This is a genomic window from Flavobacterium pokkalii (assembly GCF_014596575.1).
GTDB lineage: Bacteria > Bacteroidota > Bacteroidia > Flavobacteriales > Flavobacteriaceae > Flavobacterium > Flavobacterium pokkalii.
The window spans coordinates 101,323-116,604 of record NZ_NASZ01000002.1; the positions used below are offsets into that span (position 1 = coordinate 101,323).

The 15,282-nt window shown below is 35.5% G+C and carries 14 protein-coding genes and 1 pseudogene; 7 read left to right on the plus strand and 8 right to left on the minus strand.

Translation table 11 applies throughout. The features are described from left to right. The 4 genes from B6A10_RS02335 to B6A10_RS02350 form a co-directional block, all read right to left on the minus strand. Positions 1-408, minus strand: coding sequence for an OsmC family protein (locus B6A10_RS02335; RefSeq protein ID WP_188219573.1), 408 nt, complete (start codon positions 406-408; stop codon positions 1-3). A gap of 32 nt (positions 409-440) precedes the next feature. Then, the gene (locus tag B6A10_RS02340; protein ID WP_188219574.1) at positions 441-725 is read right to left on the minus strand and encodes a GNAT family N-acetyltransferase; all 285 of its coding nucleotides are present in this window, start codon (positions 723-725) and stop codon (positions 441-443) included. Between the two features lie 11 nt (positions 726-736). Beyond that, on the minus strand, positions 737-1,453 hold the full coding sequence (locus tag B6A10_RS02345) for a pirin family protein (RefSeq protein ID WP_188219575.1): 717 nt from the start codon (positions 1,451-1,453) through the stop codon (positions 737-739). Between the two features lie 92 nt (positions 1,454-1,545). Beyond that, positions 1,546-2,127 (minus strand): Crp/Fnr family transcriptional regulator, encoded by a 582-nt coding sequence (locus tag B6A10_RS02350; RefSeq protein ID WP_188219576.1) that lies wholly within the window; start codon positions 2,125-2,127, stop codon positions 1,546-1,548. 272 nt (positions 2,128-2,399) lie between these two features. Here B6A10_RS02350 and B6A10_RS02355 point away from each other — a divergent pair, with 272 nt between their 5' ends. From B6A10_RS02355 to B6A10_RS02370, 4 genes are all read left to right on the plus strand, one after another. After that, entirely contained in the window at positions 2,400-2,999 is a 600-nt protein-coding gene (locus B6A10_RS02355) for an RNA polymerase sigma factor (RefSeq protein WP_055093671.1), read from the plus strand. Between the two features lie 156 nt (positions 3,000-3,155). Next, positions 3,156-4,343: a FecR family protein gene (locus tag B6A10_RS02360; protein ID WP_188219577.1), complete on the plus strand. Its 1,188-nt coding sequence runs from the start codon at positions 3,156-3,158 to the stop codon at positions 4,341-4,343. A gap of 91 nt (positions 4,344-4,434) precedes the next feature. Continuing rightward, positions 4,435-7,914 carry a SusC/RagA family TonB-linked outer membrane protein gene (locus B6A10_RS02365; RefSeq protein ID WP_188219578.1) on the plus strand — a complete coding sequence of 1,160 codons (3,480 nt, stop codon included), beginning with the start codon at positions 4,435-4,437 and terminating at the stop codon, positions 7,912-7,914. A gap of 31 nt (positions 7,915-7,945) precedes the next feature. Beyond that, complete coding sequence (locus B6A10_RS02370) at positions 7,946-9,358, plus strand: RagB/SusD family nutrient uptake outer membrane protein (protein WP_188219579.1); 1,413 nt, start codon at positions 7,946-7,948, stop codon at positions 9,356-9,358. 77 nt (positions 9,359-9,435) lie between these two features. Here B6A10_RS02370 and B6A10_RS02375 read toward each other — a convergent pair whose 3' ends face one another. Continuing rightward, on the minus strand, positions 9,436-9,798 hold the full coding sequence (locus B6A10_RS02375) for a DUF983 domain-containing protein (protein ID WP_188219580.1): 363 nt from the start codon (positions 9,796-9,798) through the stop codon (positions 9,436-9,438). A 92-nt stretch (positions 9,799-9,890) separates the two neighbouring features. On the opposite strand from B6A10_RS02375, the gene B6A10_RS02380 reads away from it, so the two are divergent. Both B6A10_RS02380 and B6A10_RS02385 read left to right on the plus strand, forming a co-directional pair. Further along, positions 9,891-10,754 (plus strand): helix-turn-helix domain-containing protein, encoded by an 864-nt coding sequence (locus B6A10_RS02380; protein ID WP_188219581.1) that lies wholly within the window; start codon positions 9,891-9,893, stop codon positions 10,752-10,754. A gap of 129 nt (positions 10,755-10,883) precedes the next feature. Beyond that, positions 10,884-10,997 (plus strand): annotated as a pseudogene (locus tag B6A10_RS02385) (helix-turn-helix domain-containing protein); the annotation flags it as partial. A gap of 33 nt (positions 10,998-11,030) precedes the next feature. On the opposite strand, the gene B6A10_RS02390 reads toward B6A10_RS02385, so the two are convergent. Together B6A10_RS02390 and B6A10_RS02395 are read right to left on the minus strand one after the other, a co-directional pair. After that, complete coding sequence (locus B6A10_RS02390; RefSeq protein WP_188219583.1) at positions 11,031-11,606, minus strand: PH domain-containing protein; 576 nt, start codon at positions 11,604-11,606, stop codon at positions 11,031-11,033. A gap of 461 nt (positions 11,607-12,067) precedes the next feature. Beyond that, on the minus strand, positions 12,068-13,156 hold the full coding sequence (locus tag B6A10_RS02395; RefSeq protein ID WP_188219584.1) for a mandelate racemase/muconate lactonizing enzyme family protein: 1,089 nt from the start codon (positions 13,154-13,156) through the stop codon (positions 12,068-12,070). Positions 13,157-13,287: 131 nt separating this feature from the next. Here B6A10_RS02395 and B6A10_RS02400 point away from each other — a divergent pair, with 131 nt between their 5' ends. Continuing rightward, positions 13,288-14,136 (plus strand): AraC family transcriptional regulator, encoded by an 849-nt coding sequence (locus tag B6A10_RS02400; protein ID WP_188219585.1) that lies wholly within the window; start codon positions 13,288-13,290, stop codon positions 14,134-14,136. A gap of 3 nt (positions 14,137-14,139) precedes the next feature. Here the strand turns inward: B6A10_RS02400 and nhaA are convergent, their stop codons facing one another. After that, on the minus strand, positions 14,140-15,273 hold the full coding sequence (nhaA, locus tag B6A10_RS02405; RefSeq protein ID WP_188219586.1) for a Na+/H+ antiporter NhaA: 1,134 nt from the start codon (positions 15,271-15,273) through the stop codon (positions 14,140-14,142). Between the last annotated feature and the right edge of the window lie 9 nt (positions 15,274-15,282).

The following is a 15,282-nucleotide window of genomic DNA, read 5'->3' on the forward strand; positions in this document are numbered from 1 at the left end:
TTACAGTAGGGTATTAATAGTTATTTTTCCTTTTAATATTTTAGAAACAGGACATTTGTCTGCAATTATTGCCAGTCGTTCCTTTTGTTCGGGAGTAATTTCAGTTGAAAAAGAAATTTGTCTGGAAAAAATAGTTTCAAATTCACCATCAAATTCCTGAGCAGCGTTAAGACTAACATTGATTTCTGGAATATCCCAACCTTTACGGTCAATATACATACGTAAAGTGGCGAGTGTACAACTGGCAAGTGAAGCTAAAAGTGCCGAAAATGGATCAGGTCCTAAGTTTTTTCCGCCGTTGCTTTCGGGTTCATCCATGATAAGTTGTCCATTGCGCCAGGAAATGGTGCACAAATATTTTTGTGTGCCAATGGTGCCAACGATATCTTTTTCTAGTAAATTTTTCATATCAAATTTTAATAAATGAATTTTTATACTGTTTACAAAACATCACTATACTCTGGTGTTTTGTCAAAAACTTTTTTCGCAAATGGACACAAAGGAAGAATTTTTAGGTTTTTTTCTCTGGCAAATGAAACCGCTTTTTCGACCATTTTCTTTCCAAAATTTTTTCCGTTGTGTCCCGGATTTACTTCGGTGTGGTCGATAATGATTTTGTGAGGCCCTGCAAAAACAAACGTCATTTTTGCTTCAATACGATCATTTACTTTTACATAAAAATAGCCTTTTTTGTCATTGTATTCTACACCTAAAATTTCTTCCATTGTTCTTTTATTTAGTAATTCATTGGGATTTCCATTAATAGAAATTTAGCATCAGTTGTGGCTTTAATATCTAAAGTTTTGAAATCGCTAATTCCATAACCATCACGGGTTTCTAATTCCTGTCCGTCGATAGTGATGTTTCCAGAAATAACAAAAATATACAATCCGTTTCCTTCTTGGTTTAATTGGTAAGTTTTTGAAAAATCTTTGTCAAAATCTGCTAGATAAAACCAGGCATCCTGATGAATCCAGACGCCGGCATCTTCCGGATTTGGAGATAAAATTTGTGCAAAATCATTTTTTTCTAAAGATTTGTCTAAGGTAATTTGTTGGTAACGTGGTGTTACATTGCGCATTTTTGGGAACAGCCAAATTTGGAATAATTTGGTTTGCTGGTCGTGATTCGGATTGAATTCACTGTGTTGAATTCCGGTTCCGGCACTCATTACCTGCACATCTCCAGTTTTAATGGTTGCAGCATTTCCCATACTGTCTTTATGTGCTAAATCGCCTTCGAGAGGAATCGTAATGATTTCCATATTGTCATGCGGATGTGTTCCAAAACCCATTCCGGCAGCAATGGTATCGTCGTTCAAAACACGAAGTGCTCCAAAATGTACTCTGTCCGGATTGTACCAGCTGCCAAAACTAAAACTATGATAAGCGTTTAACCATCCGTGATTAGCGTGTCCTCTTGTGTCTGCTTTATGTAAAACTGTAGTTGCCATAATGTATGTGTTTTTGTTAGTTGTTAAATTATTACCTTACAAATTTACAACCATAGGAAGTCTTTTGTACTTAACCTAGGTTAAGAAAGCATTCAGATTTTGTTTTTGAGTATTCGGGATTTCATTTTACTGAAAAATTCCGGTGTGACACCTATATAGGAAGCAATTTGTTTCTGAGGAATTTTTTGCATTAAATCTGGATATCTTTTGCAAAATTTATCAAAGCGTTCTTCGGCTGATAAACTTAAATTATCCATCAGGCGTTCCTGATGCGCAACTAATGAATTTTCGATAAGAATTCTGAAAAAACGTTCCAGTTTTGGAATTTCGGTATACAGTTGTTCCTGATTCTCTTTGGAAAGTAAAACCAATTCAGCGTCTTCTAAAACTTCAATGAACAGATTGCCGGGTTTTTGCGAAATAAGGCTGTACATGTCACCAATCCACCAGCCTTTGCAGGCAAATTGCAATACATGTTCCACAATATTATCGTTGATGTTAAAACTTCTTAAAACACCCGAATTTACAAAATAGGAATATTGGCAAATTTCGCCCGGACTTAACAAAATAGTCTTGGCTTTGTGTTGTTGTATTTCGAGTTTGCTTGCAAAAAGCTCTTTTTCTTCGGGAGTGAGTGAAACATGTTTTTCAATACTGTCTATAATCAAAGGCATGTTACTTTTTTAAAAGTTTAATCTTGCTAAGATAGTCATTAAATAGAGAAAAATAGTTTTGAATTTGGTTAATGCAGTATTTGATAGTTACTTTTTTTTGTGAAAATTTGTTATTTGTTGTTTTTTTTGGAATTAAAAACTTTCTTTTAATTAGTGATGTGGTTGAAATTGTTATATTAGCAATGATAAAGCTTGAAAATAAGAATTCTAATTCAAAAGAAGCGAATATATAGCAAATCAGTAGTTTGATAATGGAAAAGGCGAGTTGCAAAATGTCAGAAACAAAGGAAATTAATAATAAGTTGTTGATTTTAGAACTCATTGAGGGGAATGAAAAAGCCTTCAGTGAGCTTTTTAATATATTTTGTAATGATGTTTATGCTTATAGTTTGAGCATGCTTAAAAATACCGCGCTTGCTGAAGAAATCGTTCAGGATGTGTTTTTAAATATCTGGCTGCACAGAGACCGCCTTAATCCGGACTTGTCTTTTAAATCTTATGTGTTTACCATAACACGAAATCTAACATTTAATCTTATCAGTAAAGTAGCGAACAGTGATAAGCTGAAAGAAGAAGTGTTTTATACCAGTCAAAAATCATATAGTCCTATTGAGGATACTATTGCCGAAGCAGATTATGAAGCGATAAGAACTCAGGCAATAGAACAATTGCCGCCTAAACGCAGAATGATTTTTGAAATGTCCCGTAATAGAGAAATGAGTTACGAGGAAATCAGTAAAGAATTAAATATCTCTGTGAGTACTGTAAAAGGCCAGATGAGTAAGGCTTTGGCAGAGATTAGAAATTTTTTGGAAACTCATGGCGATGTTACGCTTTTAATTACCCTTATTTCCTCTCGTTGGTTAGAATAATCGGCTCCTGATTATTGGTTTTATTTCCTTTTTTATGTTTTTTATTTTTTCGTATTACTTATGTTTTGTTATTATTTTTTTATTTTTCGAAAAAAATAATAATATTGAGTAGTACTTTTATATTTCTCATCTGTATTATATATAAGAACGTTTATTATGCAACACGATATTCATATTCAAAATTTGTTAAAAAAGTTCATTCTGAATCAATGCTCTCCAAAGGAGGTTGATGAAGTGGTGCGTTATTTTGAAGGTTTGACTGATTCTAATCAACTACCGACTGTGGAGGAGGTTTTGGCTATTTTAAATGAAAAACCATTAATGAGTGAGGCAGATGCTGTACGTATTAAGAATGAAATATTGGCGATTTCTAAAAAGGAACCTGAACTAGATTTTAAAAAGAAATCCCGTTTTGTAAAATATGCGGCAGCGGCAGCCCTTTTTGTCGGAATCTTAACTACGGCTTATTTTTTCAAGGATATCGTTTCTCAAAAACAAATGGAAGTTGCGCCGGCAATAGTTAAGCAAAATACTAATTTACTGAAACCGGGAACGGATAAAGCGATGCTTACTTTAAGCAATGGGAAACAAGTTGTTTTGACTAACGGAACTTCTTTACAAACACAAAATGCCAAATGCAATGGCGAAGCTTTGATTTATGCGTCTAATAAAAGCAGCACAGTTAAGGTGGTTTATAATTATCTGACTATTCCACGTGGCGGAAAATTCAGCATTACCTTATCGGATGGAACGCGGGTTTGGTTGAATTCGGAGACCCAATTGAAATTTCCGGTAGCCTTTGTTGAAGGAAAAACAAGAGCCGTAGAGTTGGTTTACGGAGAAGCTTATTTCGATGTGTCGCCAAGTACGATGCATAAAGGGGCTCATTTTAAAGTTGCAAGCCGCAAACAGGAAGTTGATGTTATTGGTACTCAATTTAATATTAAAGCGTATAAAGATGAAACGAATAGTTACACCACCTTAGTTGAAGGAAAAGTGGATGTGAATATGGAAAATGGAAAACAAAGATTGGTTCCAAACCAACAATTAAAACTCGATTTGAAAACCAATAATGCATTGGTGAAAAATATCGATGTGTATAATGAAATTTCCTGGAAAGAAGGTGTGTTTAGTTTTGAAAAAATTACCCTCAGAGACATGATGAAAGTATTATCCCGTTGGTATGATTTTGATTTTACTTTCAAAAATAAAGCAATCGAAAACGAAATTTTCGACGGAGTGTTAAGGAAAAACCAATCCTTAGACGAAATATTAAAGAGTATTAAAAATTTTAAAATTATTAAAAATTATGAAATAAAAGACAAACAAGTAATTCTAGAGTAAAAAACGAAAGAGAAGTACTAATGAACTCCCGTGCGTTAGCTTCTGCCCGTTTTTATTAGCCAATTTGTAAAACCAACCAAACCAAAAAATTATGAAAATTAAAGTACGTAAGGGCTTTACTCTTTTTGGAGAAAAGCTTAAAGGAACTGTTTTGAGAGCATTTATCTTTTTGTGGTGTACCAATGTTTTTTGCCTTAATATAGGTCGGACATTTGCACAGTCGAATGTAATTATAGAAAAAGACCAGTCGGTAACTATTTACGAGGTTTTTAAGATTATAAAACAGCAAACAGATTTGAATTTTGTTTATCCACGAAAATTCTTCAAAGACATTCCGGATGTTCGCTTAAAAAAAGGAACTATTGCCGTTTCTAAATTATTACAGCAGTGTCTTTCAACTTATAATTTAGATTTCGAATTGACGGATGATAAGACAATCTTTATTAAAGAAAAAACAGTTGCTGAAGTTAATGTTGTTCAGCAAAAAACAATTAGCGGAAAAGTTACCGATGCTTCCGGACAACCAATACCTGGAGTAAATGTGGTTGAAAAAGGAACTACAAACGGTGTTCAAACTGATTTTGATGGTAATTTTTCATTAAAAGTAAAAAGCGATAATGCTATTTTAGTGGTTTCTTATATTGGTTTCAAAACCAAAGAAATTGCAGTAGGCGGTCAAAGTAAAATTGCGATTAAATTAGACGAAGATTCTGCTAAACTGGAAGAAGTGGTTGTGGTGGGATACGGATCGGTTAAGAAAAAAGATTTAACAGGTTCAGTAGTTTCAATCGGAGCAGAAAAATTAGAAGGAAGATCGAATAGCAATGTACTTCAGTCTCTTGCCGGACAGGCAACCGGAGTTCAAATTACGCAATCGCAGGGAGCTCCTGGTATGGCGCCAACGATTAAAGTGCGTGGGGCATCTTCTATTAATGCCGGAACGACTCCGCTTTATGTAATTGACGGAATTCCATTGGAAGACAATACAACGAATTCGACAGATACCGGAATTAGTGCAGGAAGTAATTTGAGTTACAACCGAAACCCGTTGAATTCCATTAACCCAAATGATATTGAGTCTATCGATATTTTGAAAGATGCTTCTTCGGCAGCAATTTATGGTTCCAGAGGGGCTAACGGGGTTGTGATTATTACAACCAAACAGGGGAAAGCCGGGAAAACTAAAATTAATGCCACTTTTGAAACGGGTATTTCACGAGTGAATCGTAAAACGGATATGATGAATGCTTCTGAATTTATTGCATTCAATTCCGCTGCCAGAAATAATTCCTGGGCAACTATTGTAGCAGCCAATCCATCGGCTGTAAGAGGAAATAATGTAACGGTGCCGGTAGAATTTTCCGATCCGGTGTGGTTAGAGCGTATTGGTAACGGAACCGATTGGCAGGATGTGATGTTTAGAACCGCTCACAGCAGTAATATGCAATTGTCGGCTTCCGGAGGAAATGAAAAAACGCAATTTATGGTGTCTATGGGTTATATCAACTCAGAAGGTGTTGTTGACCGAAATACCTACGACCGAATTAATTTAAGATCCAATTTGAAACATAAATTTAGCGATAAAGTTCGCATGGGGTTAAATATTAGTCTTAGCCGTGTAAAAGAAGCGCCTTATGGAACCGGAGGAAAAAGTGACGTGGTAAGTTTAGGTTTGCAAAGTGATCCGTTTTTTCCGCTTTATGTAGAAACAGGAAGTCTTGGGTTTAAAGATCCTGCATCTATTTGGAACACATTTACAAAATATGGTTTCCAACTTTGGCATCCTTATTCCTTAACCAGAGAAGCGACTGCTAAAAAAACAACTAATATTTCTACGGTTGCTTCTTATATCGAATGGGATATTATTAAAGATTTGACTTTAAAAACATCTGCGAGTTCTAATATCGAAAATACCGTTCATAATTTCTATTGGAACGCCGGTCAAAACTGGGGATATTCCGGATGGGTTCCGGCTCAGGCTGATTTTAAAACCTTGCAATCTAACAACTGGATTTCAGAAACAACGCTTAATTACAACAAAACATTTAATGAAAATCATAATTTAAATGTCTTGGCAGGATTTTCGGCTCAGGAACAAACTTTGGATACCAGCAGTATGACCGCAGGGAATTTTCCAAATGATTTGGTGCATACTTTGAATGCCGGTGTGGTAAATTCCGGAAATACTTTCTCGGAAGATTGGTCATTGGTTTCTTATTTGGCTCGTGCCAATTATTCCTATAAAGGGAAATATTTGGCATCGGCAGCAATCAGAGCGGATGGTTCTTCTCGTTTTGGAGCGAATAACAGATGGGGTTATTTCCCATCGGGATCATTGGCATGGCGTATTTCGGAAGAAGATTTCCTGAAAGATGTTGCCTGGATCAGTAATTTGAAAGTAAGGTTGAGTTATGGTGCAACAGGAAACAATCAAATTCCAAATTACGGTTCCATCGGAGTTTTAGGATATAATTCTTATGTGAGTTCCGGAACAGTAAATCAGGGAATTTATACTTCCAATTTTGCTGATAAAAATTTGAAATGGGAAAAAACAGGTCAAACAAACTTTGGTGTTGATTTTAGTGCTTTAAACGGACGTATTAAGTTCTCAGGAGATATTTATTATTCGAAAACAAAAGATTTATTGCTTAATGTGCCAATCCCGATTCTTTCCGGTTTCTCGTCAACTTTGACTAATATCGGAGAATTAGAAAACAGAGGATTTGAAGTAAATCTTACTACGCAAAATATCGACAGTAAATTCAAGTGGAGTACCGACTTTAATATTTTTGCCAATAGAAATAAAGTAGTAAAATTAGGTGTAAATGATGCGCCAATTGATATTAACGTAAGTAGTATGACATCGCGTACAGCGGTTGGAAAACCTATCGGGATGTACTATGGTTATGTAATTGACGGGGTAATTATGTCGCAAGCCGAATTAGACAGTGGTGCTTATCCGGTATGGGCAGGTAGTGAAGCCGGAGATCCAAGAGTGAGAGACGTGAATAAAGATGGTAAAATTGATTCTAACGACCGTACGTATTTAGGAAATTACCAACCTAATTTCCAATGGGGATTGACTAATAATTTCTCTTTCGCAGGTTTTGATCTTTCTGTTTTATTGCGTGGTTCACAAGGTGGAGAAATTTTGAATCACAATGCCCGTTATTTAAAATCAGGTGTTGGTGGTGGTAACCGTAACATGTATTCGGTGGTAAATAATTATTGGAAATCCGATGCTAATCCGGGTGATGGAATGACGCCAAAACCTCGTATGTTGCCAACAACGGTTCGTGATTTTGGTTCAAGCTACTGGGTTGAAGATGGTTCATTTGTTCGTATTCAAAATATTCGTTTAGGATATAATTTACCAAAAAGCTTAGTTGAAAAATGGAAATTAAGCAATGTGAAATTCTATGTAAATATGGAAAACGTACATGTGTTCTCTGATTATTTAGGTTATGATCCGGAAGGAAGTACGTATCAATCGGGTGTGATGGTTGGTTTTGATTATGGAGCTTATCCAAATCCATTTACAGCTACAGCCGGAGTAAATATCAGTTTCTAAAAAATTTGATAAACGTTTAAAACTTAAGAACATGAAAAAAATACTATATACCCTGCTATTCTGTAACTTATTCCTGTTAGGATGTAGTTCGGATTTTTTGGATAAAGCGCCTATTTCCAATGCCAATGAAGAGAATTTTTATAAATCTAAGGAAGACATTGAAACAGGATTGTGGTCGGCTTATAATTCACTTTATACTTTGTATGGACCGGAAAGTTTGCCTTCTTTTTACGGCGAATTGATGTCGGATAACGCTTATAGTGATAATGCTGCCGGAAGAATTCAGGATTATGAAGGATTCGAATTGCACACCATGAACATCGATAATGAGTTGGTGTACAACTATTGGAACAATTATTATAAAGCTATTTATATCGTAAATAATTTAATTGTTAATGCCGAAAAACTGGATTTTGCAACCAGAGATGCTTTAATTGGTGAAGCAAAGTTTTTACGCGCTTTGTATTATTTTGATATGGTTCGCGCCTGGGGCGATGTGCCGTTGGTTACTACTCCTTTAAGTGTAGCTGATTCTTATGCCAAAGGACGCACACCAAAAGATCAGGTTTATGCTCAAATTATTGCCGATCTTCAATTTGCTGCGGCTAAATTACCAGTGAAAACAAGTCAGCGTTTTGTTGGGGCTGCCAGTCAGGAAGCGGCTAATACTTTATTAGGTAAAGTATATTTAACTATTGGTGATAAATCAAAAGCAGCTGAAGCTTTGTTGAAAGTCTATGGTAAATTTAGTTTGGTTCCTTATGCTGATTTATGGGATAAAACAAAGAAAAATGGCGCTTCGTCAATTTTTGAAATTCAGTATAAAGGAGGTATTTCTAATCCTTACAGCTTGTATTGGGCTATGTTTACTCCGGTAGATAACCGTGTGGTTACAGCCTGGGGAGGCGGATTTAATCAGGTTACTGATGATTTATGGAATGCTTATGAAACAGGCGATCCAAGACGTGATATTTCTATCCAACATGGTTATACTACACCTAATAATTCCTTTGTAGATGTAAAATTCACCATTAAATGGAAAGATGCCACTGCTCCGGTTGCGGGTTTAAGAGAAGCTTCGGATAATAATTTTATGGTGTTGCGTTATGCGGATGTGCTTTTAATGCTGACTGAAGCAACGGATGATGCAAAATACCTGAACGAAGTTCGTGCCCGAGTTAATTTGCCGGCTTATGGAGCGATAGGCTATCCGGCGCAGTACAATACCATAGCTTTGGCTTTAGAGCATGAAGCACAGGTGGAGTTTGCCTGTGAATTTCATCGTTGGTTTGATTTAATTAGAACCGGAAGAGCTATTACAGTGATTAAAAACAGCAGTAAAAACATCACTATTGAGACAGAAGATGATTTGTTATTGCCAATTCCGTTTTTAGTAATTAATCAAAATCCGGATGTGATTACGCAAAATGAAGCCTATAAATAGAAATTTTGGTTATTAGTTAGTGTTAGTTTGGTTAGTAATGAAAAACCACTTCCTGTTTTCGGGAAGCGGTTTTTTTTTTATTTTGAATAATTCTTAAACAGGTACAGCCACAAAAGTCTTGAAAATCGTATGTTGAAAGTGGATAGCATCACTATGACAATCATAATAATGGGAATAATTCTCAGGTCGAATGTTTCTTTGAAGAAAAATTGCGCGATACAGTATGTGGTAATTGCCTGTGCTACTGTTAGTCCGTAATTCATATACATAGCTCCAAAGAAATAACCCGGTTCTTTTTGGAATTTGTTATGGCAATGTGTACAATATTCATTCATTTTAGGAAAACTGAATTTAAAGAAAATGCTTTTTTCTTTGAAAACTTTTCCCTGATGACAATGTGGACAATCGTTGTTTAGAATATGTGTTAAGGTATTTGACATAGCTTGAATATTTTTACAAAGGTATTAAGCAATTAAATGCCGGCTATTTTCTATATTCGCTTATTCTAGCACAAAAAAGACATTTTTGTAAAATGAAAAAATATCCTGTTTATAGTATTGAGCAGTTTAATTGCAATTCGGTAACAACGGAGTTGTATATCAATACGTTTAAAAATCATTTGGTCAACCATAGTTTTATTGAAAAACCGCACCGTCATGATTTTTATTTGCTTGTCTTTTTTACTCATGGAAGCGGCGTTCATGAAATTGATTTTAACCGATTTGAAATCAAAGCCGGAAGTGTTTTTGTGTTGCAACCGGGACAGATGCATCATTGGGTTTTATCCGAAGATATTGAAGGATTTATTATTTTTTATACCGCCGAAATGTATAATCTGTATTTTGGGAAAAAGAAAATTGATGATTATCCTTTTTATTTTTCGGTTCAAAATAATCCCGAAATTCTATTGGAAAAACCCGAAATGGAAACGGTTTTGTCTTATTTTGAAAATTTGGTGGTCGAGATGCAATCGGAGCAATTGTGGAAACAGGATAAGATTATGAATATTTTGGATAGTATTCACATTGAGCTGGCTCGAAAATACAATGAAATTTATGTTCATGAAACCCATTCGTACAATGTGAAAATTAAAAATCTCGAACAGCTTTTAGAGAAGAAATACAAACAGCAAAAATCGGCGGCATTTTATGCTTCTGAATTGAATATTAGTTTAAAACACCTGAACCGCATTTGCAACGAAATCCTGAAAAAAACAACCACCGAAGTGATTGTGGATCGCATTATTCTGGAAGCCAAACGCATGCTGCTGGATAAAAACTGGACCGTTAACGAAATTGCTTTTGCCTTAGGTTACGAGGATTATTCGTATTTCAGTCGTCTGTTTAAAAAACACAGCGGTATGTCGCCTTCGGAGTTTCGATTGTTGAAGAATTGAAACTTTGTTGCTCTGACTTTTACCACAAACTTGTCATCCTTACGAAGGAAGGATCTCATCAAGTTGCTCCTCTTTGTGGGCACGGAAAACATTTTCGCGCTATCGGGTATGCAGCTGGATAAAAACGGGACCGTTAACGAAATCGCTTTTGCCTTAGGCTATGAGGATTACTCCTATTTCAGCCGTTTGTTTAAAAAAAATAGCGGTATGTCGCCTTCGGAGTTTCGATTGTTGAAGAATTGATTTTTTTGAGTTATTATGTTGCTTTATAAAATCTTAATTTATAGTTTGTTGAATAAGTTTAAAAATCTCATACGGTTTCTGAATCCCTATCAATTTTCCTTTTTCAGCTTTGCCATTACTATCAAAATGACCAGTACAAAAACTAATTGTTCCTGTATTATTAGCATTGTCTAATATGCCAACATTTACGTTTAAATCAGAAATACTTTTCAATGAATATGATTTGTAATCTGTTCCAATTACCCCACTTCTAATCAATATTCGTTGGTCTGTAAGTGCATAAAATGTTTTTTTATGATTCAATGGTTGATAAAACAATGAAATTAGTGCTATCCAAACTGGTATGAGGTGAAAACCAAAAAAAGCAATTGCAAAAGTATCAACACTCGAAGAATGCTCTTTGCCTAAGAGCATTGGTTTTATAAAAAAGAAGAAATCAAAACTTCCCCATATTATTGCGAATATAAATACTGGAATTAAACTTGCCATAAATGGCAAAAAGTTAGGTTTGTCAGTCCATACAAATTTTTCATTTTCTGTTTTAATTTGCTCAAAATTTTCTACTCTCATATCATTTGTTAATTTATAATGTGCTTTTGTGGTTGCCACCAACTTTTTAGGGCTTTGCGTTCGGGTTGCTCAACTTTGTGGGCACGGATTGCAAATCTGCTCTATCGGGTTTTTTGGCTCATATTAGGTGTTTTTAGTTTTGTAGCAATTCTATGTGCCTACAACTCAATAACATTAATATATCTCTTTTTTTGGTAAAAAGGCTATCATTTAGTATTGTATTTATTTTTCAAATATATAAAAATATCCTACAAAATAGCTAAAAGCTTTTTTGTTTTAGGGTTATTATTTTTATTAATTATTGAGGAAGTTTACCTGTTTTTGATTTGTCTGTGTTTCGGGTTAGGGATAGAAATGAAAATCCTTTTATTTTTTTCTTTAAAAATAAAAGATTGAAATGGATAGCCCGCCCGTAGGGAACCCTCATAAATAAAAAATAGTTTAAAATTTGAAGTAGCAATACTTCAAATTTTAAACTATTTATACGGAAAAGAATTATTTTATAATTTAATTTCATTCATTCTGTCATCGATAAAACTAAATCCCCAACCTGGTAAATTGTGCGGTTTGGCATAACCATCCTGAACGACCATTGGGTTATCAATCAACGGATCGACCCAATCAAAGGATTCTACACCCACGCCGTTAGAAATGGTACAAACCAAAGGAACATCGTAATCTTTGTAGTAGTGTGGTAGTACCGGCAGGTGGAAACTTTTGGCCAGTGCGGCGCTTTCTCTCCAGGCTTCGACACCACCAATACGTAAAATATCCGGCTGCCAGATGTCTAAGGCATTTCGAGTGGCTAATTCGCGTAGCGGTAAGGTATCAAATTCTCTTTCGCCCATAGCCAGAGAAATTCCGGTTTGGTTTTTCAGGATTTCATAACCCTGAAAATTTTGGTGATGAATCGGTTCTTCAAACCAGTTGATGTTTAAATCGCGGGCTTCACGAGCCAGTTTCATCGCTGATGGCAAATCCATTCCCTGATTGGCATCCATCATAATATCTACTTTGTCGCCCACAGCTTCGCGTACTAAACGCAAACGCTCGACATCAGTACTCACTTTTGGCGAACCTACTTTAATTTTTACGGCTTTAAATCCGCGGTCGGCATAATTGGTTACTTCTTCGATCAATTCGTCAATAGAATAGGAAATCCAGCCGCCGCTTCCGTAAATAGAAACTTTTTCTTTGTGTGTTCCCAGAATTTTATGAATAGGTTGTCCCAGAAATTTTCCCCAGGCATCCCACATCGCAATGTTGATAGCCGCCTGAGCCCAACGCAATAGTCCTTGGTTTCCAAAATATTCGGCTAAATCATCCAATTTTTGATACACAGCCGAAGTTTCATTGGCTTTGTATCCTTTGATAACCGGAATAATATCTTTCAGTGCACCTACAATGGCATTAGGTGAATATTGAAAAGATAATAAATAGGATTCGCCAATGATGCCGTTTTCCAACTGAATTCGCATCACAATAAAGGAGATTTCAGTTAGTGTATGGGTAGCGTCGGCAATTGGTTTTTTTAGTGTGTTGGAGGCTTTGTATAATTTTACGTCTCTGATGGCGATAGATGACTTCATGCAATTGTTGTTTTAGTATTTGCAATAGTACAACTTTTAAATAAACACTATTTGCACCATAAAAGCAATTTTAAACACTATATTGATTCAAAATAGTGTTATTTTTGTAGTTTTACATTCATTTAGAGTCTATGAAAGCAGAATACCGAAGTATTAGTCCCTCGCCTGGGAGTTCGTTTCGGACGAGTATTTTTGAAGGAAAAGAGTTTATAGCTTCCTGGCATTTTCATCCCCAGTATGAACTGACTTATATTTTGGGTAGCAGTGGAATTCGTTATGTGGGGGATAATATGGCTAATTTTGAATACGGCGATTTGGTTTTAGTGGGTTCTAATTTGCCGCATTGTTGGAAAACGGTTGGCGAGCAAAAGGAAGAAGTGCGCTGTATTATTATTCAATGGGATGAAGATTTGCTTACTCCTTGGTTAGAAAAAGAAGAGTTTCAGCATATCAGGCAAATGATGCAATTGGCCTCACGTGGAATTCATTTTCCTAAAGAAGAGGCACTTTTGGTCGAAAAAAAGATGTTGGAATTAATCGATTTGCCACCTTTTGAGCGACTGTTGTCTTTTTTGCAAATCTTACAGGAATTGACCAAAGCTCATCATGGTTGTCTGGCAGGAGAAGGTTTTACGACCAATTTGACGGTGAAGGAAAGTGAGCGTGTCAATTTGATTTATAATTATGTCAAAGAATATTACAATCGGCAGATTACTCTGGAAGATGTTGCTAAAAAAATAGCGATGAATAAGGATTCTTTTTGTCGTTTTTTCAAGAAAACCTTTCGCAAATCTTTTTTTGAATTTATTAATGAATATAAAATAAGTATGGCGACCAAAATGTTGATTAATACTGATTTAACGGCGTCGGAAATAGGGTATAAAGTTGGCTATAATAATTTGAGTTTCTTCAATAGACAGTTTAATAAGTTTGTGCAAATGTCACCCTCTAAGTACCGAAAAATGTATAGGGATATTTGAAACTTATTTTTTTAAAGTTTGCTTTAAAGTGAAAAAACCTAATATTCCTGCTGTTAGAGAAGAAATTAAAATGACTAATTTGGCATTGTTGATGATGGTTTCATTTTCGAATGCCAATAAAGTGATAAAAATAGACATGGTAAAACCTATTCCTGCCAAAAGACCAACTCCAAAAATAGATTTCCAAGAAATACCGGGAGGAAGTTTACAAAATCCCAGTTTGACTGTGGCATAAGATAAAATAAAAATTCCCAATGGTTTGCCGGCAATAAGACCAAGTAGAATTCCGATGCTGTAGTTTTCGGATAAAGTTTCCTGAATATTACCACTAAGGAGGATGGCTGTATTGGCTAAAGCAAAGACCGGCAAAATGATAAAGGCTACCGGTTTGTGTAAAAAATGCTGTAAAATATAGGAAGTAGAATTTTTATCTCCATTACCAAAAGGAATTGCAAAAGCCAGTAAAACGCCTGTAATCGTTGCATGAATTCCCGAATTCAACATGAAATACCACATGATTACGCCGCCAATTAAGTAGGGAATAAGATTGCGTACTTTTAATCGGTTGAAGGCTAAAAGCAGTATGAAAATTCCTAAGGCAATTCCTAAATTGAGTATGGATAACGATTTTGTGTAGAAAATAGCAATGATAATGATAGCTCCCAAATCATCAATAACGGCCAGAGCGGTTAGGAATATTTTTAGCGTTACCGGCACACGGTTCCCCAAAAGGGACAGAATACCGAGGGCAAAAGCAATATCGGTAGCCATAGGAATTCCGGCTCCGGATTGGGTAGGAGTTCCGTAGTTGAAAAACAGGTATAGTCCTGCCGGAACAACAATTCCGCCCAGTGCCGCAAAAATAGGCAACATGGCATTTTTGATGTTCGAAAGTTCTCCTTTGTAGATTTCTCTTTCTAATTCTAAACCAATAAGTAAAAAGAAAATAGCCATCAATCCATCGTTAATCCAATGTCCAATGCTGTGAGAGCCAATTTTAATGTGAAATAAATCTTGGTAACTGTCTCCAAAATTTGAATTTGCCAGAAATAAAGAAGTCAGTGTGCAGGCTATTAAAGCAATTCCACTTGATTTTTCGCTTTCAAAAAATTCTTTGAATAAAGTAGTTACTTTCATTTTTGGATC

Bases quoted from the DNA above. Each gene is read 5' to 3' on its own strand.
- B6A10_RS02335 (WP_188219573.1), bottom strand. From the start codon at position 408: ATGAAAAATTTACTAGAAAAAGATATCGTTGGCACCATTGGCACACAA.
- B6A10_RS02340 (WP_188219574.1), bottom strand. From the start codon at position 725: ATGGAAGAAATTTTAGGTGTAGAATACAATGACAAAAAAGGCTATTTT.
- B6A10_RS02345 (WP_188219575.1), bottom strand. From the start codon at position 1,453: ATGGCAACTACAGTTTTACATAAAGCAGACACAAGAGGACACGCTAAT.
- B6A10_RS02350 (WP_188219576.1), bottom strand. From the start codon at position 2,127: ATGCCTTTGATTATAGACAGTATTGAAAAACATGTTTCACTCACTCCC.
- B6A10_RS02355 (WP_055093671.1), top strand. From the start codon at position 2,400: ATGTCAGAAACAAAGGAAATTAATAATAAGTTGTTGATTTTAGAACTC.
- B6A10_RS02360 (WP_188219577.1), top strand. From the start codon at position 3,156: ATGCAACACGATATTCATATTCAAAATTTGTTAAAAAAGTTCATTCTG.
- B6A10_RS02365 (WP_188219578.1), top strand. From the start codon at position 4,435: ATGAAAATTAAAGTACGTAAGGGCTTTACTCTTTTTGGAGAAAAGCTT.
- B6A10_RS02370 (WP_188219579.1), top strand. From the start codon at position 7,946: ATGAAAAAAATACTATATACCCTGCTATTCTGTAACTTATTCCTGTTA.
- B6A10_RS02375 (WP_188219580.1), bottom strand. From the start codon at position 9,798: ATGTCAAATACCTTAACACATATTCTAAACAACGATTGTCCACATTGT.
- B6A10_RS02380 (WP_188219581.1), top strand. From the start codon at position 9,891: ATGAAAAAATATCCTGTTTATAGTATTGAGCAGTTTAATTGCAATTCG.
- B6A10_RS02395 (WP_188219584.1), bottom strand. From the start codon at position 13,156: ATGAAGTCATCTATCGCCATCAGAGACGTAAAATTATACAAAGCCTCC.
- B6A10_RS02400 (WP_188219585.1), top strand. From the start codon at position 13,288: ATGAAAGCAGAATACCGAAGTATTAGTCCCTCGCCTGGGAGTTCGTTT.
- nhaA (WP_188219586.1), bottom strand. From the start codon at position 15,273: ATGAAAGTAACTACTTTATTCAAAGAATTTTTTGAAAGCGAAAAATCA.